Source organism: Amycolatopsis sp. NPDC049159 (assembly GCF_040648295.1).
In the GTDB taxonomy this organism is placed as follows: domain Bacteria; phylum Actinomycetota; class Actinomycetes; order Mycobacteriales; family Pseudonocardiaceae; genus Amycolatopsis; species Amycolatopsis pretoriensis_A.
In genome coordinates this window covers 21,608-41,489 of record NZ_JBEZDL010000036.1, presented here as the reverse complement: position 1 = coordinate 41,489, position 19,882 = coordinate 21,608, and the positions used below count along the sequence as shown (strand labels likewise).

23 protein-coding genes and 1 pseudogene are annotated in these 19,882 nt (G+C 73.6%); 13 read left to right on the top strand and 11 right to left on the bottom strand.

Going from position 1 to position 19,882, the window contains the following annotated elements; genetic code table 11:
• Nucleotides 1-35: 35 nt before the first annotated feature.
• Complete coding sequence (locus AB0B33_RS43060; RefSeq protein WP_247024038.1) at nucleotides 36-200, bottom strand: hypothetical protein; 165 nt, start codon at nucleotides 198-200, stop codon at nucleotides 36-38.
• A gap of 165 nt (nucleotides 201-365) precedes the next feature.
• On the opposite strand from AB0B33_RS43060, the gene AB0B33_RS43055 reads away from it, so the two are divergent.
• Both AB0B33_RS43055 and AB0B33_RS43050 read left to right on the top strand, forming a co-directional pair.
• Nucleotides 366-1,070 (top strand): HemK2/MTQ2 family protein methyltransferase, encoded by a 705-nt coding sequence (locus AB0B33_RS43055; RefSeq protein WP_360782934.1) that lies wholly within the window; start codon nucleotides 366-368, stop codon nucleotides 1,068-1,070.
• A complete protein-coding gene (locus AB0B33_RS43050) occupies nucleotides 1,057-1,260 on the top strand; it encodes a CDGSH iron-sulfur domain-containing protein (protein ID WP_360782931.1) in 204 nt (67 codons plus the stop codon). Before AB0B33_RS43055 ends, AB0B33_RS43050 begins: the two co-directional genes overlap by 14 nt.
• A 6-nt stretch (nucleotides 1,261-1,266) precedes the next feature.
• Here the strand turns inward: AB0B33_RS43050 and AB0B33_RS43045 are convergent, their stop codons facing one another.
• A complete protein-coding gene (locus AB0B33_RS43045; protein ID WP_360782929.1) occupies nucleotides 1,267-2,268 on the bottom strand; it encodes an iron-containing redox enzyme family protein in 1,002 nt (333 codons plus the stop codon).
• A 9-nt stretch (nucleotides 2,269-2,277) separates the two neighbouring features.
• On the bottom strand, nucleotides 2,278-3,414 hold the full coding sequence (locus AB0B33_RS43040) for a glutamate--cysteine ligase (protein ID WP_360782926.1): 1,137 nt from the start codon (nucleotides 3,412-3,414) through the stop codon (nucleotides 2,278-2,280).
• Between the two features lie 110 nt (nucleotides 3,415-3,524).
• Here AB0B33_RS43040 and AB0B33_RS43035 point away from each other — a divergent pair, with 110 nt between their 5' ends.
• On the top strand, nucleotides 3,525-3,905 hold the full coding sequence (locus tag AB0B33_RS43035; protein WP_360782923.1) for an STAS domain-containing protein: 381 nt from the start codon (nucleotides 3,525-3,527) through the stop codon (nucleotides 3,903-3,905).
• A gap of 496 nt (nucleotides 3,906-4,401) precedes the next feature.
• Here the strand turns inward: AB0B33_RS43035 and AB0B33_RS43030 are convergent, their stop codons facing one another.
• Nucleotides 4,402-5,502, bottom strand: a complete 1,101-nt coding sequence (locus tag AB0B33_RS43030; protein WP_360782920.1) for a glutamate--cysteine ligase — start codon at nucleotides 5,500-5,502, stop codon at nucleotides 4,402-4,404.
• Nucleotides 5,503-5,600: 98 nt separating this feature from the next.
• Here AB0B33_RS43030 and AB0B33_RS43025 point away from each other — a divergent pair, with 98 nt between their 5' ends.
• Entirely contained in the window at nucleotides 5,601-5,966 is a 366-nt protein-coding gene (locus tag AB0B33_RS43025) for a hypothetical protein (RefSeq protein ID WP_360782917.1), read from the top strand.
• Nucleotides 5,967-5,974: 8 nt separating this feature from the next.
• On the top strand, nucleotides 5,975-6,454 hold the full coding sequence (locus AB0B33_RS43020; protein WP_360782914.1) for a hemerythrin domain-containing protein: 480 nt from the start codon (nucleotides 5,975-5,977) through the stop codon (nucleotides 6,452-6,454).
• Here AB0B33_RS43020 and AB0B33_RS43015 read toward each other — a convergent pair.
• A pseudogene (locus tag AB0B33_RS43015) lies at nucleotides 6,451-7,810 on the bottom strand (ornithine decarboxylase). The gene AB0B33_RS43020 and the pseudogene AB0B33_RS43015 sit on opposite strands and share 4 nt — an antisense overlap.
• 78 nt (nucleotides 7,811-7,888) lie before the next feature.
• On the opposite strand from AB0B33_RS43015, the gene AB0B33_RS43010 reads away from it, so the two are divergent.
• Nucleotides 7,889-9,076 carry an amidohydrolase gene (locus AB0B33_RS43010; RefSeq protein WP_360782911.1) on the top strand — a complete coding sequence of 396 codons (1,188 nt, stop codon included), beginning with the start codon at nucleotides 7,889-7,891 and terminating at the stop codon, nucleotides 9,074-9,076.
• Here AB0B33_RS43010 and AB0B33_RS43005 read toward each other — a convergent pair.
• Together AB0B33_RS43005 and AB0B33_RS43000 are read right to left on the bottom strand one after the other, a co-directional pair.
• On the bottom strand, nucleotides 9,027-9,641 hold the full coding sequence (locus AB0B33_RS43005; protein WP_360782908.1) for an alpha/beta hydrolase: 615 nt from the start codon (nucleotides 9,639-9,641) through the stop codon (nucleotides 9,027-9,029). The genes AB0B33_RS43010 and AB0B33_RS43005 overlap by 50 nt on opposite strands.
• Entirely contained in the window at nucleotides 9,638-9,964 is a 327-nt protein-coding gene (locus tag AB0B33_RS43000) for a hypothetical protein (RefSeq protein WP_360782905.1), read from the bottom strand. Before AB0B33_RS43000 ends, AB0B33_RS43005 begins: the two co-directional genes overlap by 4 nt.
• A gap of 125 nt (nucleotides 9,965-10,089) precedes the next feature.
• Between AB0B33_RS43000 and AB0B33_RS42995 the strand changes: the two genes are divergently transcribed.
• Nucleotides 10,090-10,425, top strand: a complete 336-nt coding sequence (locus AB0B33_RS42995; RefSeq protein WP_247024028.1) for a metalloregulator ArsR/SmtB family transcription factor — start codon at nucleotides 10,090-10,092, stop codon at nucleotides 10,423-10,425.
• A gap of 1 nt (nucleotide 10,426) precedes the next feature.
• Complete coding sequence (locus tag AB0B33_RS42990; RefSeq protein WP_360782900.1) at nucleotides 10,427-10,906, top strand: SRPBCC family protein; 480 nt, start codon at nucleotides 10,427-10,429, stop codon at nucleotides 10,904-10,906.
• Here the strand turns inward: AB0B33_RS42990 and AB0B33_RS42985 are convergent.
• Nucleotides 10,875-11,843 (bottom strand): YafY family protein, encoded by a 969-nt coding sequence (locus AB0B33_RS42985; protein ID WP_360782898.1) that lies wholly within the window; start codon nucleotides 11,841-11,843, stop codon nucleotides 10,875-10,877. The two genes, AB0B33_RS42990 and AB0B33_RS42985, sit on opposite strands and share 32 nt — an antisense overlap.
• A gap of 62 nt (nucleotides 11,844-11,905) precedes the next feature.
• Between AB0B33_RS42985 and AB0B33_RS42980 the strand changes: the two genes are divergently transcribed.
• Genes AB0B33_RS42980 through AB0B33_RS42970 form a run of 3 tightly spaced genes read left to right on the top strand, consistent with a single transcriptional unit; the run spans nucleotide 11,906 to nucleotide 17,328 of the window.
• The gene (locus tag AB0B33_RS42980) at nucleotides 11,906-13,027 is read left to right on the top strand and encodes an epoxide hydrolase family protein (RefSeq protein WP_360782895.1); all 1,122 of its coding nucleotides are present in this window, start codon (nucleotides 11,906-11,908) and stop codon (nucleotides 13,025-13,027) included.
• A gap of 52 nt (nucleotides 13,028-13,079) precedes the next feature.
• Nucleotides 13,080-16,070 (top strand): BTAD domain-containing putative transcriptional regulator, encoded by a 2,991-nt coding sequence (locus tag AB0B33_RS42975; RefSeq protein WP_360782892.1) that lies wholly within the window; start codon nucleotides 13,080-13,082, stop codon nucleotides 16,068-16,070.
• A gap of 31 nt (nucleotides 16,071-16,101) precedes the next feature.
• Complete coding sequence (locus tag AB0B33_RS42970) at nucleotides 16,102-17,328, top strand: FAD-dependent monooxygenase (protein WP_360782890.1); 1,227 nt, start codon at nucleotides 16,102-16,104, stop codon at nucleotides 17,326-17,328.
• Here AB0B33_RS42970 and AB0B33_RS42965 read toward each other — a convergent pair.
• On the bottom strand, nucleotides 17,211-17,582 hold the full coding sequence (locus AB0B33_RS42965; protein WP_360782887.1) for a DUF3140 domain-containing protein: 372 nt from the start codon (nucleotides 17,580-17,582) through the stop codon (nucleotides 17,211-17,213). The two genes, AB0B33_RS42970 and AB0B33_RS42965, sit on opposite strands and share 118 nt — an antisense overlap.
• On the opposite strand from AB0B33_RS42965, the gene AB0B33_RS42960 reads away from it, so the two are divergent.
• A complete protein-coding gene (locus tag AB0B33_RS42960; protein WP_247024022.1) occupies nucleotides 17,497-17,706 on the top strand; it encodes a DUF2945 domain-containing protein in 210 nt (69 codons plus the stop codon). The two genes, AB0B33_RS42965 and AB0B33_RS42960, sit on opposite strands and share 86 nt — an antisense overlap.
• On the opposite strand, the gene AB0B33_RS42955 is transcribed toward AB0B33_RS42960, so the two are convergent.
• Both AB0B33_RS42955 and AB0B33_RS42950 read right to left on the bottom strand, forming a co-directional pair.
• Nucleotides 17,703-18,152, bottom strand: a complete 450-nt coding sequence (locus tag AB0B33_RS42955; RefSeq protein ID WP_360782884.1) for an HIT family protein — start codon at nucleotides 18,150-18,152, stop codon at nucleotides 17,703-17,705. The two genes, AB0B33_RS42960 and AB0B33_RS42955, sit on opposite strands and share 4 nt — an antisense overlap.
• Before the next feature lie 22 nt (nucleotides 18,153-18,174).
• Nucleotides 18,175-19,059, bottom strand: a complete 885-nt coding sequence (locus tag AB0B33_RS42950) for an NmrA family NAD(P)-binding protein (protein WP_360782881.1) — start codon at nucleotides 19,057-19,059, stop codon at nucleotides 18,175-18,177.
• 99 nt (nucleotides 19,060-19,158) lie between these two features.
• On the opposite strand from AB0B33_RS42950, the gene AB0B33_RS42945 reads away from it, so the two are divergent.
• On the top strand, nucleotides 19,159-19,710 hold the full coding sequence (locus AB0B33_RS42945) for a helix-turn-helix domain-containing protein (RefSeq protein WP_360782878.1): 552 nt from the start codon (nucleotides 19,159-19,161) through the stop codon (nucleotides 19,708-19,710).
• The last annotated feature ends 172 nt before the right edge of the window (nucleotides 19,711-19,882 follow it).

Genomic DNA, 19,882 nt, shown 5'->3' with positions numbered 1-19,882 from the left:
GCACAGCGCGCGGGAAGTCCCCTTCGGTTCACGGGTCAGCCCGACTGGGGGTCGGTGTCGTCGTGCTCGTCACCGCCCGACGTTCCCTGCTCACCACGGAGGGTTTCGCGCTGCGCTTCCGGCGTGTCCCCGTGCGGGTCGTCGCCGCGGGGTCCGCCGGCGGGCTCGGTGGGGTGCTGCGTGCGGTTCTCGGACGTCATCGTGGGTCTCCTCTTTCGTGGTCCTTTGCGGACCGGATACCCCCGCGGGCCCGCCCCAACCGCCTGGGGCCGATCGGTTTGCGGCGATCTTCGCCGGGTAGCCGGGGGCGACGCGGTTGTCCGCCGGCGAGCGCGCCGGGCCCGCGGCGAGCGAAGGAGACCGAGATGACCACGTCGGCGGAACCCGTCCGCCCGGGCCCCTTGGCCGCCCGGACCGTCCTCACCGCGCCGCGATTGCTGCGCCTGCCCGGCGTCTACCGCCCGCAGGAGGACACCGCCCTGCTCGCGGCCGCGATCGCCGACCTGGCCATCACGCCCGGCGCACGGGCCCTCGACCTGTGCACCGGCACCGGCGCGCAGGCGATCGCACTGGCCCGTCGCGGCGCGAGAACCGTGCTGGCCGTGGACCTTTCGCGCCGCGCGCTGGCTTCGGCCCGGCTCAACGCGCTGGTCCGCCAAGCCGCGGTGCGCCCGTGCCGGGGAGACCTGGCGACGGCGCTGAGCCGGGGCCCGTTCGACGTCGTGGTCGCGAACCCGCCGTACGTCCCGGCTCCGGCCGCGACGGTCCGCGCCACCCGCGGCTGGGACGCCGGGCCGGACGGGCGCGCGGTCCTGGACCCGCTGTGCGCGGCGGCGGGCACGCTCCTGCGTCCCGGTGGCACGTTGCTCCTCGTCCAATCCGCACTGTCCGATGTGGACAAGTCGTGGGAAATGCTGGCCGCGCAGGGCTTGCGGACGTCGGTGGACCGGCGTGCGCGGATCCCGTTCGGGCCGGTCCTTTCCGGACGGACGGAGTTCCTCGAAGCGGCCGGCCTGATCGCACCCGGCCAGCGGACGGAGGAACTGGTGGTGCTGCGTGCCGTCCGCTGACCGCCCGCGCCGGGTGACGGTGGTCCCCGGCGGCCCGGTGCTGGTGGAGGGCCCGGTCGAGCTGACCACCCCGGACGGCGAAGCCGTGCGCTCCGACCGGTTCGTGGTGGCGGTGTGCGCGTGCCGCCGGAGCAAGCGGTTCCCGTTCTGCGACACCAGCCACCGCAAACGGGTGCGCGGCAAGGACTGAAGCCGGTCAGGCCAGCGGGACCAGCAGGGAAGACTTCCCCGCCCGCCAGGACTCCAGGACGTGCGCCCCGAACCGGCCCTCGAGGAACTCGGTGGCCTGGATGCCGAACACGACGTCGGCGGCCAGTTCGGGTTCCTGGGCGAGCAGGTCGCCGAGGACGTCGTGGCGCATCACCTGTTCGTGGACCGCGTCGGCTTCGATGTGCTCGGTGTAGAAGAAGCGGCACGCTTCCGGGGCGCCGAGGCGGCGCAGGGCCTGGTCCATCCGGTGCGCGGACGGCCCGGTGGTGATCTCGGCCGCGGCGAAGTGCCCGCACAGCGCGCCGCGCAACGAGCGGTGCAAGCCGAACAGCGACATCATGTTGACCACGGCCAGCATCGCGGCGGGGGCGTGGTCGATGAGCTCCAGGTAGCCGTCCGGGAGGCCGGCCGCGCGCAGCAGGTCCGTGTACAGCCGCGCGTGCATCAGTTCCGCGCGGCCGCCGCCGAACTCGTCGAACTCCACCGCCACCAGGGCGGCCTTGGCCCGGCCGCGCAGGCGCGGGATCACCCACGCGTGCGGGTCGGCTTCCTTGTGGTGGTAGACCGAACGGTGGACGAAGTACTCCTTCACCTGCGTCCAGTCACCGTGGTCGCGGAGGAAGTGCGAAACGCCTTCCGCGTCGACCGGCTCGACCAGCAGGGCGTCGAGTTCGGCGGCGACGTCCTCGCCTCCCGGCACGTTTTCGCGCAGGGCGGCGAGGAAGCGGGCCTCCAGCGCGCCGCGCAGGCGCAGCAGCTCGGGGTCCCACTCCCAGTCGGCCGACACCCCGGGCAGGCCCTGGTAGTGCAGTTCGTAGCACAGGTGCAGGGCCAGCTGGACGTCGTCGCCGAGCGGGTCGGCGGCCACGAGCGCGTCGAAGCCGAGGTCCGCGCGCGGCTGTTCGCGCAGCAGGGTCCCCAGCACCGACTCGGAGAGCGGGCCGCGGGCGGATGGCAGGGTGGCCGCCGCGGTGGTGGTGGTCGTCATGGCTCCCGGCTACCCCGTGCGCAGCGTTCCAAGCGCCGGCGGGACGGTCAGCGCGGTGAGCCACCCGACCGCGACCTCCGGACCGCCGCGTCCGGCCACCGCGCGTTGCCGCACGGACCCGGTGCCGTCGGCGCGCAGCACCGCGACGAGCGCTTGGACCTCGGCCAGGTCGCCGCTCTCGGCCAGGGGCTCCCGGACGTGCGCCAGCAGCTGCTCCACCAGCGCCCACGCGGGCCGGCGCGTCCGGCCGGCGACGTCGACGAGCTGCCCGGTGAGACCGTGGCGCGCCGCGGCCCACACCGCGGCCGCGGCCACCTGCGGCGACAGCGGTTCCGCTTCGCGCCCGCGGCCGAGGTCGGCCAGCGCGCGCTGCACCAGCGCGCGGCTCAGCAGGGCCTGCAGCACGGCGTGGTCGACGGTCAGCGCGGTGTCGGCGACCCGGAACTCCACGGTCGGGAACCGGCCGGACGGGCGGGCCAGCCAGAACGTCTGGTCCGGGTCGACGAGCGCCCCGCACTCGACGAGCGTGCCGACGGTCCGGCGGTACTCGGCGTGGTCACGCGCGTGCGGCGCGACGCCGAAGCCGGGGAAGCGGGACTGCAGGACCACCCGCCAGCTGTGGTAACCCGTGTCGCGCCCGTGGTCGAACGGCGAGTTGGCGGAGAGCGCGAGCAGCGTGGGCAGCCACCGGCCGACGTGGTTGACGACCGCGACCGCGGTGTCGGGATCGGGCACCCCGACGTGGACGTGGCACCCGCAGGCTTCGTAGTCGGCGACCACCGCACCGTAGGCTTCGTCGATGTCGGCGTAGCGGCCCTCGCTCGCGGGCGGCGGCGTGGCGGGGCCGGGCCCGATCGGGGTCCCGGTGGCCAGGAGCGCGCAGTCTTCGGCCGCGGCAGCCCCGGCCAGCACCCGCCGGGCGGCCGTCAGCTGGTACCGCAGCTCGTCCGCGGTGGTGCAGACGCCGGTGGCGGCCTCGATCTGGGTGAGCCGCAGCTCGCGGTGCACCCGGGCCCCGTCGGGCAGCGGGCCGTGGTGGCGGTGGCGGGCCAGCACCTGTTCCGCGCACGGCGACGCGTGTCCGGTGCGCGGGTTGACGAGCAGGAACTCTTCTTCGACGCCCATCGTGGGCGGGCCGTCGGCCATGGCGGGCTCCTTCCGGGCGACGCCTGGCCTGGATACCCGATCCGGGCGCGGAAACGCCTCCGGACCCGGGGTTTGTTTCGCCGCGAACCGGCAACGGGTAATCCAGGACAATGACCATTGACGAGCAGCACCGCGCGGCGGGAACCGAACTGCCGGCGCACCGGCTGCCATCGCCGCGCGCTCCCGCCGACGGACTCACCGGCCGCACCCGGTGGCGCACCCCCGACGCGATCGTCGTGGAGGTGGCGGGCGACATCGACCTCTGCACTGTGTCCCGCCTGGAAGCCACGCTCGACGAGCACCTCCGCGCGTGCCCCGGGGTGCTGCGCGTCGACCTGGGTGAGGTGCACTTCCTCGGCGCCGCCGGGCTTCGCGCGTTGGTGCGGACGGCGGAGCAAGCCGCCGAAGCCGGCGTGCACCTCGTCTTCGACCCCGGCCGCTCCCACGCGGCGATCCGCGCGCTCGAACTGCTCGACCGCCTGCAGGGTTAGCCACGACCGGTTCCGGCTCGACCTGGATGGGCGGCTGCGGGACCGGGTGTCGCCGACTTGGTGCAGCCGATTTGAGTGAGCGGCCGCGGGCCTGGCCGACCCGGTGCCGCCGATCTTGAGCTAGCGGCCGCCGACCCGGTCCGGCCGCGCCGAACCGGGTGAGCGGCTGCGGGAGCGGGTGTCGCCGACCTGGTGCAGCCAACCTGAGTGAGCGGCCGCCGACCCGGCACGGCCTCGCCGACCCAATTGAGTGACTGCGGGTCTGGGCCCCGCCAACCTGGTGCAGCCGACCTGAGTGAGCGGTCGCGGGGTCTGGCCGAGCCGGCCTGGTGTGGCCGATCTGAGTGAGCGGTCGCGGGGTCTGGCCGAGCCGCCCTGGTACAGCCGATCTGCATGAGCGGCCGCACGTCGGCGGCCGCCAACCTGGTGCAGCCGACCTGAGTGAGCGGCCGCCGACCCGGTCCGGCCGTGCCGGCCCGGGTGAGCGGCCGCGTGTCTAGCGGCCGCCCTCGGCCAGCAGGTCCACCACGTCTTCTCCGCGTTCCCGGTCCGCGAAGCGGCGCCGCTGCCGATCGGCGCCGCCGCCTTCCGCGACCAGGCGCGCGATGCCGTCCCGTGCGAAGTCGAGGTCGCCGGCCGCTTCCAGGGCCGGGGCCGTTCGCGCCACCAAGTCGTCGAGCACGCTCTTCGCCGGAGCCAGATCTCCGTTGTCCGGGTGCGGGCAGCAGCCGGTGACGCCCTCCCGCGACGCCCGCCAGAGCTGGGCGCGCAGCACCTCGTTCGGCAACGGCGCCGGGGGAACGCCGCCGGCCAGCGCGGTCGCGACCAGGCCGCGGGCCAGCACCGCCAGCAGCACCGCTTCTTCGGGCGTCGCGGCGACGTCGGCGATGCGGAATTCGAGTGTCGGCTGCTTCTCCGACAGCCGGACGTCCCAGTAGATCATCCCGCGGTCGAGGATCGAACCCGCGCGCAGCCACGCGTCCACGATGCTTTCGTACTCGTCGAGCGAGGCGAACCGCGGTGGCGGCCCGGCCGAGGGCCAGCGGCTCCACTGCTGGTAGCGCCAGCTGCTGTAGCCGGTGTCGTAGCCGTCGGCGATCGCCGAGTTCGCGGTGATGGTGAGCAGCGCCGGCAGCCACGGGCGCACCCCGTTCAGCACCTGGACGCCGGTTTCCTTGTCCGGGATGGCGACGTGCACGTGGCAGCCGCACGTGAGCGAAGTCCGCGCGGTGGCACCGAAGTGCTCGGCCATCCGCTCGTAGCGCGCGTTCGGCGTGATGGTCGGCAAGTCCGCTTCGGACAGTGGGGGCGCTCCGGCGGGCAGCAGCCGGACGCCGCGCCGTCGTGCGGCGCCGGAGAGGTCGGCGCGCAGGCCGCGCAGCTGGCGCAGGGCTTCGGCGTGAGTGCGGCAGACGCCGGTCGCGGCTTCGGCCTGCGACCGCGTCAATTCGTGCTGCAGGTCGCCTTGGTCGTCGGCGGTCGCTTCGGCGGCGTCGACGACGTCGTCGCCGGCCTGGGACAGCTGACCGCGGCGATCGACGACGAAGAACTCCTCTTCGACGCCGAACGTCAGCACCTCGCCGGTCGGTTCGTTCACCGGTGTTCTCCTGGGGGGTCGGGAGTTCCGGCGAGTACCCGTGGCGCCGATCGCGCAAACGGCGTTTTCCGGGCGGCACGGAGGGTATCCGGGTGGTCATGAACTCCAGCGCCGCTGTGCCGCCGTCGCTGCTGGCCGCCGACGCCGGCGCGACCGTGCGCCGGCTGTCCCACCGCGTCGGCGACGGCCACCTCGTCCCGCCGGCCGAGCTGTACCGCGTCCTCGGCGCCCTGCGGCTGCTGGCCGACGACCTCACCCACCTCCTGCCCGCCCTGCAAGGACGGCTGGAGGACGGTCTGCTCTCCGGCCAGGTGGTCCGCCACGGCGGCGGCGACACCGAAGCGGCGTGGGACTCGGTGGGCGAGGTCGGGCGGGCGCTGGCGCACGCCGGGACCGTCGCGCTGCTCATGACGAAGGAACTGGAAAACTCCCAGGTCGCCCTGCGCGACCTGGCCACACCGTGAGGACACCGATGTCGACCGACGCGATCGTGCTACTCAAGAACGACCACAAGACCGTGGAGAAGCTGTTCAAGGAGTTCGAAAAAGCGGGGGAGGACGCGTACCGCGAGAAGCGCCGCATCGCCGACTCGATCATCGAAGAGCTGACGGTCCACGCGTACATCGAGGAGGAGATTTTCTACCCGGCCGCGCGCGAAGCCGTGCCGGAGACGAAGGACCACGTCCTGGAAAGCGTGGAGGAGCACCACGTCGTGGTGTGGATGCTGTCGGAGCTGCGCGGCATGGACCCGAAGGACGAGACGTTCGACGCGAAGGTCACGGTGCTGACCGAAAACGTCCGCCACCACGTCGAAGAGGAAGAGGACGAGTGGTTCCCGGAGGTCCGCTCGGCCATGGGGCGCAAGCGGTTGCAGGAACTGGGGCAGCGGATGATCGACGCCCGGTCCGCCGCGCCCAAGAACCCGTTGGAGCTGAAGAGCGCGAAGGCCTAGCTCCGAGCCACGACCCGGACCGACTCCAGTGTCGAGTCGGCCGGGTCGGGCAGCTCCATGCCCGCGCCCAACCCGCTCCGGAGGTAGTCCAGGACCGGCTTGGTGAGCACCTCGCCCGGCAGAACCCCAGGCGCACCAGGCGGGTACGGCGTGATCATCTCCGCCGCGACACGGCCCGGCGCCTCGGCCACGGGCACCTGCTCGGCCGGCCCGAAGAACGCGTCGCGCGGCAGCATCGCCGTTTCCAGCTCCAGCTCCTCAGGTGACGGGATGTCCACCTTCGGCGGCTTCTCGAACGAGGGCGCAGACTCGAGCAGCGCCCCGATCGCCTCGATGAGCGTGCTCGCCGTCTCCTCGTCATCCGCGTGGGTGAACTGGGCCACGATCCGGCGATGGTCGGACAGGCCGACGGTCACGCGCTGCTCCTCGCGGAGCCAGTCCGCCGCCTGGTAGCCGCTGATGCCGAGCGGGGCGAGGTCGAGGACGACCTTCAGCGGGTCGACCGAGTCGGCGAGGTCCGGGCCGAGGAATTCGTCGTGCAGCACGGTGAGGCCCAGCTCGGCCAGCCGGCGGCGCACCGACGTCACCGGGCGGAGGGCCCCGGCGAGCAGCTGCTCGCCCTGCTCGGCCATCTGCCGCCGCCAGCCGTCGAGGCCCGCGTACACCAGGGAACTGGCGCTGGTCGTGCCGAGGAGATCCTCACGCGCCTTGAGCACGGCCGGGTCGACGCGGTCGCCGCGGAGGTGGAACACCGAGCTCTGCTCGACCGCGGCACCCATCTTGTGCACGCTCGTCACGCACACGTCGGCGCCCGCGAACATCCCCCACGGCGGCAGGTCGTCGTGGAAGGGCAGGTGCGCGCCCCACGCCTCGTCCACCACGAGCGGGATCCCGCGCTCGTGGCAGAAACCGGCGACCGCGCGGATGTCGCCGCAGGTGCCGTAGTCGGTCGGGTCACCATCAGCGCACCCTTGACCTCGGGGTCGCGCTCGTACGCTTCGGCGAACTCCCGCACGCCCGGCGGGTGGCTCAGCCCCAGCCCTGTGGTCCGGCGACGGCGAGCATCGCGCTCTTCACCGAAAGGGAGCTGCCGCACGTCGAGAAGAACGTGTGCTCGGCGCCGACCGCGTCGGCCATCAGCGCCTGCGCGTCGGCCAGGACGCTCTGGCGCATCAGCCGGTCGTCGAGGCCGTTGAGCGCGATGACGTCGGACTTGAACACGTCGGCGCCGACGACGGCCGGCACCCGCGGGTCGATGCCCCGTCCCTGCTTGTGGCCGGGGGCGTTGAACGGGACGTACCCCGCGTGGTGGTAGGCGCGCAGCGCGTCGAGCACCGGAGCTCGGCTGTGGTCCATCGCGGGCGGGTAACCGCGATCCGCCGGGCGAAACACCCTCTGGTGTCGACCGGGCGTGGTAAGGGTATTCCGGTGGGCATGGAGTGGCACGAGGAGCTGCACGAGCGGGCGGACGAGCGGGTCGAGGGGCTGGGGGAACGGCTGTGGGCGGTCGCCACCGCGCTGCACGAGCACCCCGAACTGTCCTATGAGGAGCACGCCGCCGCAGAACGCCTGACGCGGGAGCTGGCCGGCGACGGCTTCGCGGTGGAGACGGGGACCGCGGGGCTGCCGACGGCGTTCACCGCGCGGGCCGGCAGCGGGCGGCCGTGCGTCGCGCTGCTGCTCGAGTACGACGCGCTGCCCGGCCTCGGGCACGCCTGCGGGCACAACCTCATCGCCGCGGCCGGGCTCGGCGCCGCGCTGGCGGCGAAGGACGTCCTCGCGGACAGCCCGGGTTCGCTGCTCGTGGTGGGCTGCCCCGCCGAAGAACGCGGCGGTGGCAAGGTCGCGCTGGCCGAAGCCGGTGTCTTCGACGACGTCGACGCGGCGCTGATGGTCCACCCCGGCGTCCACTCGTGGTCGTGGGCCCCGCTGACCGCGCAGGTGGAGCTGAAGGTGACCTTCCACGGCCGCGCCGCGCACCCGACCGGCGACCCGGAGGCGGGCGTCGACGCCCTGGCCGCGCTGATCCAGGCGTTCGGCGCGATGTCCGCGTTGCGCCAGCGCCTGCCCGCGGGCTCGCACATCCAGGGCATCATCACGCACGGCGGCGAGGCGACGAACATCGTCCCGGACCGGGCCGAGGGGCGCTTCGGCCTCCGGGCGCTGACGACCGACGCGCTGGACCGCCTGGTCGACGACGTGACGGCGGGTGCGCAGGGCGCGGCGCTGGCGACGGGCGCGAAGGTGGACGTCGAACGCGCCGGCCGCGGCTACGCGCACTTCCGCGACAACCCGGTGCTGTCGGAGCGGTTCACCGAGCACCTGGCGGCGTGCGGGATCCACGCGACCCCGCCGGCCCCGGGCGTGTACCTGGGCTCGTCGGACGTCGGCAACGTGAGCGTGCGCGTCCCGGCGATCCACCCGTTCGTCGCGATCACGGCGGAGGAGAACTCGGACCACACCCCGGAGTTCGCGGCCGCGGCGGCGAGCCCCCGCGGCCGGGCGGCGATGCTCGCCTCGGCGGCGGCGCTGGCCCGCACGGCGATCGACCTGCGTACCCACCCGGCCTTGGTCAGCCGGGCGTGGGACTGCTTCCGCGACCTGGCGCGGAACGGGCGCTGACCGGCCGGCGGCGCAGAAGCCGCTCCACGTGGTTCATCGCTTCGACGCCTTCCGGGATGGCCTGCATCAGCCAGTTGTGGAACATGCCGGGGTACTCGCGGTAGTCCAGCTCCGTCCCGGCTTCCCGCGCCCGGGACCGGAACCGGCGGCAGTCCGGCAGCAGGACGTCCCGCGTCCCGATGAACAGCGTGATCGGCGGGAGGCCACTGAGGTCGGGGTGGATCGGGCTGATCCGCGGATCGCGCGGGTCGCCGCCCTCCGCATACACCAGGCCCGCCTCTCGCAGCCCGGCGATACCGAGCATCGGGTCGGTCTCGTCGAGCAGCACCGAGACCGGGTCTTCCAGCAGCACTTCCAGCCACGGCGAGTACAGGACCAGCCGTTCGGGCTGCGGCCGCCCGGCCGTGCGCAGGTCCTGGGCGATCGCCAGGGCGAGTGCCCCGCCCGCGGAGTCGCCGGAGACCACGACGCGCTCGGCCTCGATGCCGTCGTAGGCCGCTTGCACCACCGGGATCGTCGCCGTGTGGTCGTGGTGCCGCACCAGCGGGTACACCGGCAGCGTCACCGCGCAGCCGAGCCGCGCACCAGGTCGGCGGCGTACCGCCAGTGGCGCTTCTCGACCTGCTCGACGTACCCGCCGCCGTGCAGGTGCAGGACGTGCAGGTCGCTCGGGGCACCACCGCGCGGCCGGAAGGTGAAGCAGGGGAAGCCGTTCACCTCGTGCTGCTCCACCGAGCACCGCCGCCGGACCCGGCGCGGCGGCCGGGCCATCGACTTCTTCTGGTGCCGGGGCAGGCGGTGGTGCAGCGCCGACGCGTTGTCGTAGAACCGTTTCTGGCCCGACGCCCGCAGGAGCGCCATCTTGATCTTCGCCTGGGCACTGACCACCACGTACTCCTTTCCGTTCGCACCGGGGTACCCGAGCGCGGCCGGGAGTCAACGTCGGCCCGGCCGCCGCGGCCGGGTGGTGGCCGAGGCTTGACGCATACCCATATCGGCATATGATGACTCGCGTGGCCCGAGCAGCGACGACGACCGACACCTTCAACGCGGTCGCCGAACCCCGGCGGCGGCAGATCCTCGACGTCCTGCGGGGCGGTGAGCGGTCGGTCGGCGACCTCGTGGACCTGCTGGGCCTGGCCCAGCCGCAGGTGTCGAAGCACCTCCGGGTGCTGCGGGAGGTGGGTGCGGTGGACGTGCGCGGCGACGGCCGCCAGCGGCTCTACCGGCTCAACGGGCCCGCGCTCAAGCCGATCCACGACTGGGTCCGGCAGTACGAGCGGACCTGGTCCGAGCGGTTCGACCTGATCGACGACGTCCTCGAAGAACTCAAGGAACAGGAGCACTGACGTGGAGATCACCCTCCCGGCCGACGACCAGATCCTCATCACGCGCGAGTTCGACGCGCCCAAGCACCTCGTCTACCGCGTGTGGACCACGCCCGAGCTGGTGCGGCGGTGGTGGAGCGGGCAGCGGGGGACCACCGCCGAAGTCGAGCTGGACCTGCGCCCCGGCGGCCGCTGGCGGTACGTCCTGAAGACCGACGAGGGCACTGAAGTCGGCTTCCACGGCGAATACCGCGAGATCGTGCCCGGCGAGCGACTCGTCTACACCGAGGTGTTCGAGCTGCCGGGCGTGCCCCTCGACGCGGTGGACGGGCCGCTCAACACCGTCACCTTCACCGCGCTCGAGGGCGACCGCACGCTGCTGAGCCTGCTGACCGTGACCGGCAGCAAGGAACTGCGGGACTTGATCCACCAGTCGGGCATGGAGGTCGGCGTCCGGGAGCAGTTCGTGCTCATCCAGGAGCTGGCGGACTCCCTGCGTTAGCGGCCCGCAGGAACCGCTCGCCCGTCTTCGCCAGTTCCGCGGCGAGTTCCGGGGCGTCCAGCACCTCGAAGTCCACTTCGAGCAGGCCCAGGTACAGCCCGAGCATCTGCGCGTTGTCGGAGCCGACCTCGGCGACGCAGCGGTCCGGGCCCTCCGGCGTCACGTCGACCGCGATCGGCAGCCGGGCGCGCACGTGGCCGGCCGGTGCGTGCAGCCGGACCCGGGCGTGGAAGCGCCACGTCGCCGCGCCCACGCTGTGCTGGACGAACCGCGCCACGTCGCCCTCGGGCGGCTCGCGCGGGGTGAAGCGCGGCCCGTTCGGCACCTTCGGCGTCATGCGGTCGACGCGGAACGTGCGCCAGTCGTCGCGGGTGGTGTCCCAGGCGACCAGGTACCAGCGCCGTCCCCAGCTGACCAGCCGGTGCGGCTCGACGTCGCGGCGGCTCGGCTCGCGCAGGTGGCTCGTGTAGTCGAAGCGCAGCCGCTCGCTCGCCCGGATGGCCGCCGAGATCGCGGTCAGCACGTCGGCGTCGACGGCCGGGCCCACGCCGGGCACCGAGACCGTCGCCGCCTGCAAGGCCTGGACGCGGTGCCGCAGCCGGGACGGCAGGACCTGCTCCAGCTTGGCGAGGGCGCGCACCGACGTCTCGGCGATGCCGGCCACACCGGTCGCGGTGCGGAGGCCGACCGCGACGGCGACCGCTTCGTCGTCGTCCAGCAGCAGCGGCGGGAGTTGCGCGCCGGCGCCGAGCCGGTACCCGCCCTGGACGCCGGGAGCGGCCTCGACCGGGTAGCCGAGCTCGCGCAGCTTGCCCACGTCGGTGCGGACGGTGCGCGCGGTGATGCCGAGCCGCTCGGCGAGGTCCGCGCCGGTCCAGTCGCGCCGCGTTTCGAGCAGCGAGAGCAGCCGGAGCAGGCGGGCGGAGGTCTGCAACATTTCCCGAGCCTCCCATGAATCGCGGAAGGAAGTCTTCCGCAATGGTTCGTAGCGTCCTGGGCATGACGAACGAAATCCGCTCCTTCCGCATCGAGATCCCGCAGGCCGAGCTGGCCGGCCTGCACCGGCGCCTCACCGACGCGCGGTTCGCCGACCCGGTGCCCGGCGACGAGCCGGACTGGTCCCGCGGCATCCCCACCGCGGTCGTCCGGGAGCTGGCCGAGTACTGGCGGGACGGCTTCGACTGGCGCGCGCAGGAGGCGGCGCTGAACGCGTTCCCGCAGTTCACGACCGAGATCGACGGGCAGACCATCCACTTCCTGCACGTCCGGTCGCCGCGCGCCGACGCCGTCCCGCTGCTGCTCACCCACGGCTACCCCAGCTCGGTCGCCGAGTTCCTCGACGTCGTCGGCCCGCTGGCCGAGGCGGGCCCGGACGCCTTCCACGTCGTCGTCCCGTCGTTGCCCGGGTTCGGGTTTTCGACGCCGCTGAGCGGACCCGGCTGGGAGCCGGCCCGCACGACGGACGCGTTCGCGGAGCTGATGACGCGGCTCGGCTACGACCGCTTCGCCGCGCAGGGCGGCGACATCGGCGCGGGCATCACCGGGCGGCTCGCCTCGCTGTACCCGGAGCGCGTCATCGGCACCCACGTCAACAGCGACCGCGGGACGATCGCGCTGGCGGGGGAGCAGCTTCCGGTGCCGGAAAACCTGTCCGCGGCCGAACAGTCCGAATTGGACACCGCCCGCGAGGCGTGGAAAGCCGGCCGCGGTTACCTGGACCTGCAGTCGCACAAACCGGAGACGATCGCCGCCGCGCTCACCGACTCCCCGGTCGGGCAGCTGGCCTGGATCGCGGAGAAGTTCCAGGCGTGGACCGGCGACGGCGTCGACCGCGACCGGCTCCTGACGAACGTGAGCCTCTACTGGTTCACCCGCGGCGGCGCGACCGCGGCCCGGTTCCTCTACGAGGCCGCGCATTCCGGGCACGGCTGGCTGACGCCGTCGGCCGTCCCGGCGGGCTGGGCGGTGTTCGACGCCTCGCCGGTGGTCCGGCGGATCATGGACCCGGAGGAGAAGATCGCGCACTGGTCGGAGTTCGCCACGGGTGGCCACTTCGCCGCGCTGGAGGAGCCGGAGCTGCTGGTGGCCGACATCCGCGCGTTCTTCCGCGGCCTGCGGTGAACGTCCGCGCGCCCCTCGCCGCGCGGGTCGTGCGTGGGCCAGAATCGGCGGTGTGCAGTTCGCCATCCTCGGGCCGGTCGAAGCCCACCGTCCCGATGGGACACCCGTCGCGCTCGGCGGGCCGCAGTTGCGCGGCCTGCTCGCCCTGCTCGCGCTCGACGCCGGACGGATCGTCGGTGCCGAACGGCTGATCGACGGCCTGCACGGCGACCACCCGCCCGAGGGGGCCGCCGAGGCGCTGCAGTCCCAGGTCTCGCGGCTGCGCAAGCGCCTCAAGGACGGCGGCGCGCCGGACGGGCTCGTCGAGTTCACCCCCGCCGGGTACCGGCTCGCCGTCGACCCGCAGGACGTCGACCTGCACCGCTTCGAGCGGCTCACCGCGCAGGCGCGGGAAACCGCCGGGCCGGAAGCGAAACTCGCGCTCTTCACCGAGGCGCTGGCGCTCTGGCGGGGTCCCGCGCTCGACGGGCTCGCCGACGCGCCGCGCGCGGCCCGGCTCGCCGAGCTGCGGCTGGCCGCGACCGAGGACCGCGTCGACGCGGCGCTCGCGCTCGGGCAACACGACGGGCTCGTCGCCGAACTCCGGGAACTCGTCCGCGAACACCCGCTGCGTGAACGGCTCGCCGCCCAGCTCGTGCGTGCCCTGCACGGCAGCGGCCGGTCCGCCGAAGCGCTCTCCGCGTTCGCCGAAGTCCGCGAGCGCCTCGCCGACGAACTGGGCGCCGACCCGTCACCCGAGCTCGCCGACGCGCACACGGCCGTCCTGCGCGGGACGCCCGCGCGCCGGGTTCCGGTGCCGCTCACCGGGTTCGTCGGCCGCGGCGAGCTCGACCGGCTCCGCGCGGCGCTCGGTTCGGCACGGCTCGTCACGCTCACCGGGCCCGGCGGGGCGGGCAAGACGAGGCTCGCCGTCGAAGCCGCGACCCGCGAAGCCGGCGATGTCTGCTTCGTCGAATTGGCCACGACGACCGAGGTCGCACCCGCTGTCCTCGTCGCGCTGGGGCTGCGTGAACAGGGTGTCCTGGCGCCGGGTGCGCCCGCGGATCCCGCCGACCGCCTGACCGCCGGGCTCGCCGACCGGTCGCTGCTGCTCGTCCTCGACAACTGCGAACACGTCGTCGCCGATGCCGCGCGGCTGGTCCGGCGGCTGCTCGGGGCCGCTCCCGGCGTGCGCGTGCTGGCCACCAGCCGCGAAGCGCTGGGCCTGACCGGCGAGACGCTGGTCCCGGTCGGCGCCCTGCCCGCCGTCGCCGCCGCGCGGCTGTTCACCGAGCGGGCCGCGGCCGTCGCTCCCGGCGAAGCCCCCGACAGCGACGCCGTGACGCGGATCTGCGCCGCCCTCGACGGCCTGCCGCTGGCGATCGAACTCGCCGCCGCCCGGCTCCGGACGTTGACCGCCGCCGACGTCGCGGCCCGGCTCGGTGACCGGTTCGGCCTGCTCTCGCGCGGCGAACGGACCGCCGAGCCGCGGCACCGGACTCTGCGAGGTGTCGTCGAGTGGAGCTGGGACCTGCTCGACCCGGGCGAACAGCGGCTCGCCGGCCGGTTCTCGGTGTTCGCCGGTGGTGCGCGGCGGGACGCCGTGGAACGGGTCTGCGCCGTCCCGGACGCCGACGACGTGCTCGCCGGCCTCGTCGAGAAGTCCTTCGTCGAGTTCGGCGGCGGCCGCTACCGGATGCTGGAGACCATCCGCGCCTTCTGCGCCGAGCAGGGGGAAGACGTGCGGGCCGCGCACGCCGCGTACTTCCTCGACCTCGCCCGCGCGGCCGAACCGCAGCTGCGCGGCGCCGACCAGCTGGCCGCGTTGGAGCGGCTGACCGCCGAGCACGCCGAGCTGCACGCGGCCCTGCGCTGGAGTGCGGCCGCGGCCCCGGAACTCGCCCTGCGGCTGATCGCGGCGCTGTCCTGGTACTGGTGGCTGCGCGGCCTGCGCAGCGAGGCGGCGCCGTTCGCGGACGCCGTGCTCGCCGCCGTCGGCCCCGAACCGCCGCCGGGGCTCGCCGAGGAGTACGTCCTCTGCCTCATCCACGCCTCCGGCACCGACACCGGGATCGAGCCGATCGTGCAACAGCTGGACGGGCCGCTGCGGCACCCGTACCTCTTCCTGTTGTGGGCCTTTTCCGCGCGCCCCAAGGCGAAGGAGGGCGAACGGCTCGCCGCGCTGATCGGCCCGGACCCCTGGTCGCGGGCGTTCGCGCGGATCGGCGACGGCCTCGGCGCGCAGTACGGTGGCCGGGTCGCCGACGCCGAGGCGCACTTTTCCGCGTCGCTGACCGGGTTCCGGGCGCTCGGCGACCGCTGGGGCGCGGCGAGCGCGCTGGAGAAGCTCGCCGAGTTCGCGGACTGGCGCGGCGACCACGCCCGGTTCCGCGAGCTGATGGACGAGTCCGTCCGGCTGGCCGGCGAGCTCGGTGCCTTCGAAGACGCGGCCGACCTGCTCTGCCGCCGCGCCGACGGCGTGCTGCGCGCGGGCGACGCCGAAGCCGCCAAGGCCGACTACGAAGCCGCCGCCGAGCAGGCGCGCGGCACACCCCTGACCCTCGCCCGGGCGCGCGGCGGGCTGGGCGAAGTCGCGCGCCGCGCGGGTGACCTGGCCGCGGCCCGCCGCTGGTACACCGCGGCGCTCGGCCTGACGACCGGCCCGGTGACCGGCGGCGAGACGCGCATCCGGCTCCACACCGGCTTCGGCTGGACCGCGGCGGCCGACGGCGACCTCGACCTGGCGACCGAACTGCACCAGGAGGCGCTCGCGACCGCGCTCGAGCACGCGAACCTGCCCGGCGCGGCCCAGGCGATCGAAGGGCTGGCCGGGGTGCTCGCCGGGCGCGAACAGGACGAGCGTGCGGCGTTCCTGCTCGGCGTGGCGGTCGGGCTGCGCGGCGCGCCGGTCGCCGGGGACGCCGACGTCGAGGGTGTCGCGGCCCGCGTCCGGGCGCGGATCGGCGGCGATGCCTACGCCAAGGCCTTCGGCCGCGGCCGGGAAATGCCCCCTGACCAGGCCATCCACGAGCTCGGTCAGCGGCGGTTCGCGCTCGGTTCGTGAACGGTGAGCGGCCGCGCCCAAGCTGCGGGGCATGACGAAGAACATCCTGATCTCCGGCGCCAGCGTCGCCGGCCCCGCCCTCGCCTTCTGGCTGCACCGCCACGGCTTCCGCGCCACGGTCGTCGAGCGGGCCCCGAGCCTGCGCGAAGGTGGCTACAAGGTCGACATCCGCGGCGTCGCCGTCGACGTCGTCCGCCGGATGGGGCTGCTGGACGAGGTGCACGCGGCGAGCACCGACATGCGGGGCGCGGCGTTCGTGGACAAGCGCGGCAAGCAGATCGCCACCCTCGACGCCGACACGTTCGGCTTCCGCCACGGCGACGACACGGAGATCCTCCGCGGCGACCTGGCGAAGATCCTCTACGACGCGACCCGCGAGCACACCGAGTACGTCTTCGGCGACTGGATCACCGGGCTCGACCAGCGCCCCGACGGCGTCGAGGTGACGTTCGCCCACGGCGCCCCGCGGAAGTTCGACCTGGTGGTCGGCGCCGACGGCCTGCACTCCGGCGTCCGCGCGCTCGCGTTCGGCCCGGAGGAGGACTTCCTGCGCCGGTTCGACGCCTACATCTCGATCTCGACGGTGCCCAACACGTTCGAGCTGGACCGCTGGGAGCTGCTGCACTCGGCGGCCCCGGGCAAGATGGTCAACGTCTACAGCACGGCCCGCGCCGACGACGCCAAGGCGGCGTTCTGGTTCAGCGCCCCGCCGCTGACCTACGACCGGCGCGACGTCGAGGCCCAGAAGGACCTGGTGGCCGGCCAGTTCGAGGGTCTGGGCTGGGAGGTTTCGCCGCTGCTCGAAGCGATGCGCGAGGCGGGAGACTTCTACTTCGACCCGGTGTGCCAGATCGTCATGGACCGCCTGTCCACCGGCCGGGTGACACTGCTCGGCGACGCGGGCTACTGCGCGTCCCCGGCTTCGGGCCAGGGCACGAGCTTGGCGCTGGCCGGCGCGTACGTCTTGGCGGGCGAGCTGGCTGCCTCGGACGACTTCACTTCGGCGTTGTCCCGCTACGAGGCGGAAATGCGGCCGTTCATCGAGAAGAACCAGGCACTGGCGAAGTCGGCGCTGCGGGGGATCATCCCGCAGTCGCGGGCGTTCGCGTGGATCAACACCCGGATGATCAAGCTGATACCCTATCTGCCGGGCCGCAACCGGGTGCTGGAGCAGATGGCCCGCCCGATCCGCGAGGCGGCGAACGCCTTGGTGCTGAAGGAGTTCAGCGCTTCAGCGGATCGTGCCCCCAGTTCATGAGCGAATGCCGCCAGGTGCCGGTGCACGCAACCGACGACCTTGCGCGTCTCGGTGAGGTCGCCCCCGTCGAGGTCGTCTTCCCTGGTTTCGAGGATCGCGATGATCTTCCGCCCTTCCGGACGGGTACCCGGCAAGATCGCGGGTACTCGCCGCGGCAGGAGGTGTCCGATGAGCGAGGACTTCAAGAAGGGCGACCGCGTGCGGTGGGACGCGGGCAACCAGAGTTCGGTCGGGACGGTCGAGGAGAAGATCACCGAGGACACGCACGCCGGCAAGCGGGACGTGAAGGCGTCGCCGGACGAGCCGCAGTACCTGGTGAAGAGCGAAAAGACCGGGAAGACCGCCGTGCACCACCCGGACAAGCTGCACAAGGCCTAAAGCGCGGCCTTGACCTTGGCCGCGACCTCGGTCAGCTCCTCGCGGGTCCGCACCCGCCAGTCGGCGTCCATGACGAACCCGTCGCCGGCGTGGCGGGGGATCACGTGCAGGTGGACGTGGGGGATTTCCTGGCCCGCGGCCTTGCCGTCGGCCAGGAAGAGGTTGATGCCCTCGCACGGCAGATCGGTCCGGCGCAGCGCCGCGGCCAGCGTGTGCGCGACGGCGAACAGGCGGCCGCCCGTCTCGGCGGGCAGCGAGGCCAGGTCCGCGTGGTGCGCGCGGGGCAGGACGAGCAGGTGCCCGGTGGTGACCGGCCGCAGGTCGACGACGGCGACGAAGTCGTCGTCCTCGTGCACGAACGCCGCCGGGGCGCCGCCGGTGGCGATGGCGCAGAAGATGCACTTGCCGCCGTCGGTGGTCGCCGGCATCCGCTTGAGTTCACCCATGGGGGTGACCCTAGCCGGGTGATCATCGCGCTGTCAGGTGCTTCCCCGCCCAGTCGGCGAACCGCGTCAGCGGGATGCCGAGGGCGCGGGCGAACTCGGGCCGCGCGGGGTGGCCGACCTCGTTCTGCCATTCGTGCCGCACGGCGAACGCGGGCGCCCCGGCGGCCACGGCTTCCTCGGCGGTCATGTCCGGCGCGGTCAGTTCGACGCCCAGCGCGCGGGACAGGATCGCGGCGACGTCGGTCATGGTCATGAGTTCGCTCGCGAGTTCCAGCTCGACGCGGTGGAAGCGCGCCGGATCGGTGAACGCCGCGGCGGCCGCGGCGCCGATGTCGGCCACCGCGACCAGCGCGAGTTCCGTGCCGGGCTTGATGGTCGTCACGAGCCGCCCGCGGGGCAGCAGGAACGACGGCGGCAGGAAGTTCTCCATGAAGAACCCCGGCTTGAGCAGCGTCCAGTGCTCGAACCCGGCGTCGCGGACGCGGTCCTGCAGCGCGGACTTCGTTTCGAGGTAGTGCTCCATCGAGGTCCAGCGGCCCTCGGCCCAGCCGGGCACGGACCGGTGCTGTCCGGCCCCGGACACCGACGTGTGCACGAACTGCGGCACGCCCGCTTCGCGCGCGGCGTCGACGAGGTTGCGGCCCTGGACCCACTCGGCATCGCCGTCGAGGTCGGCCAGGTCCGGCATCTGCACGGAAAACACGCCCCGCACGCCTTTCACGGCCGGGCGAAGGGAATCGGGGTCGTGGAGGTCGCCGACGACGAGCTCGGCACCGAGCTCGCGGATCGCCTGGGCGCGGGCGGGGTCGCGGACCAGTGCCCGCACGGGGATCCCGGCCTTCAGGAGGGCGCGGGCGGTGGCGCCGCCTTGCTTGCCGGTGGCGCCGGTGACCAGAACGGGGGACATGGAACTCCTTCGGCGATAAGTGGCGGGGCCCGCCACTTCCTGGTCGCTACACTAGCCGTGAAGTGGCGGCCCCCGCCACTTACGTCCAGGAGGTGGTCCGTGCCGCGGTCCGACGCCCGCCGCAACTACGCGCGCATCCTCGAAGTCGCCGAGGCCGAGGTCGCCGCGCACGGCGCGGACGCGTCGCTGGAGCAGATCGCCCGCACCGCCGGCGTCGGCTCGGCGACCGTGCGCCGCCACTTCCCGAGCCGGCGGGCGCTGCTGGAAGCGGTCTTCCACGGCCAGGTCGACGCACTGGCCGCGCAGGCCCGCGAGCTGGCCGGAGCGGCCGATCCCCGTGCCGCCCTGCTCGACTGGCTCGCCGCCTTGACGACCTACGCGGCGACCGCCCGCGGCTTGGCGACCGCGCTGGTCCGCGACGACACCGCGGCGGAGCACGCCCACGCCTGCTCGGCGACGATGACCGCGGCCGGCGCCCCCCTGGTCCGGCGCGCGGCCGAGGCGGGGGTGGTCGGACCGGAGGTGACGATCGCGGACCTGATCGCACTGGTCACCGGAATCGTGCTGGCCACGGAGAACCACCGCGACCCGGCAGGCGAGGCGCATCGCTTGTTGGCGTTGGCGGTGCGGGGGATCAGCCCGGTCGGTTGAGTGGCGGGGGTTTGCTGCTCGTGGTCTGGGGGAGGTGCGGGGAGTGGGTTGCTTGCCTGCGGTTCGGTGGGCGGGGCGCATCGCTTGTTGGCGTTGGCGGTGCGGGGGATCAGCCCGGTCGGCTGAGTGGCGGGGGTTTGCTGCTCGTGGTCTGGGGGAGGTGCGGGGAGTG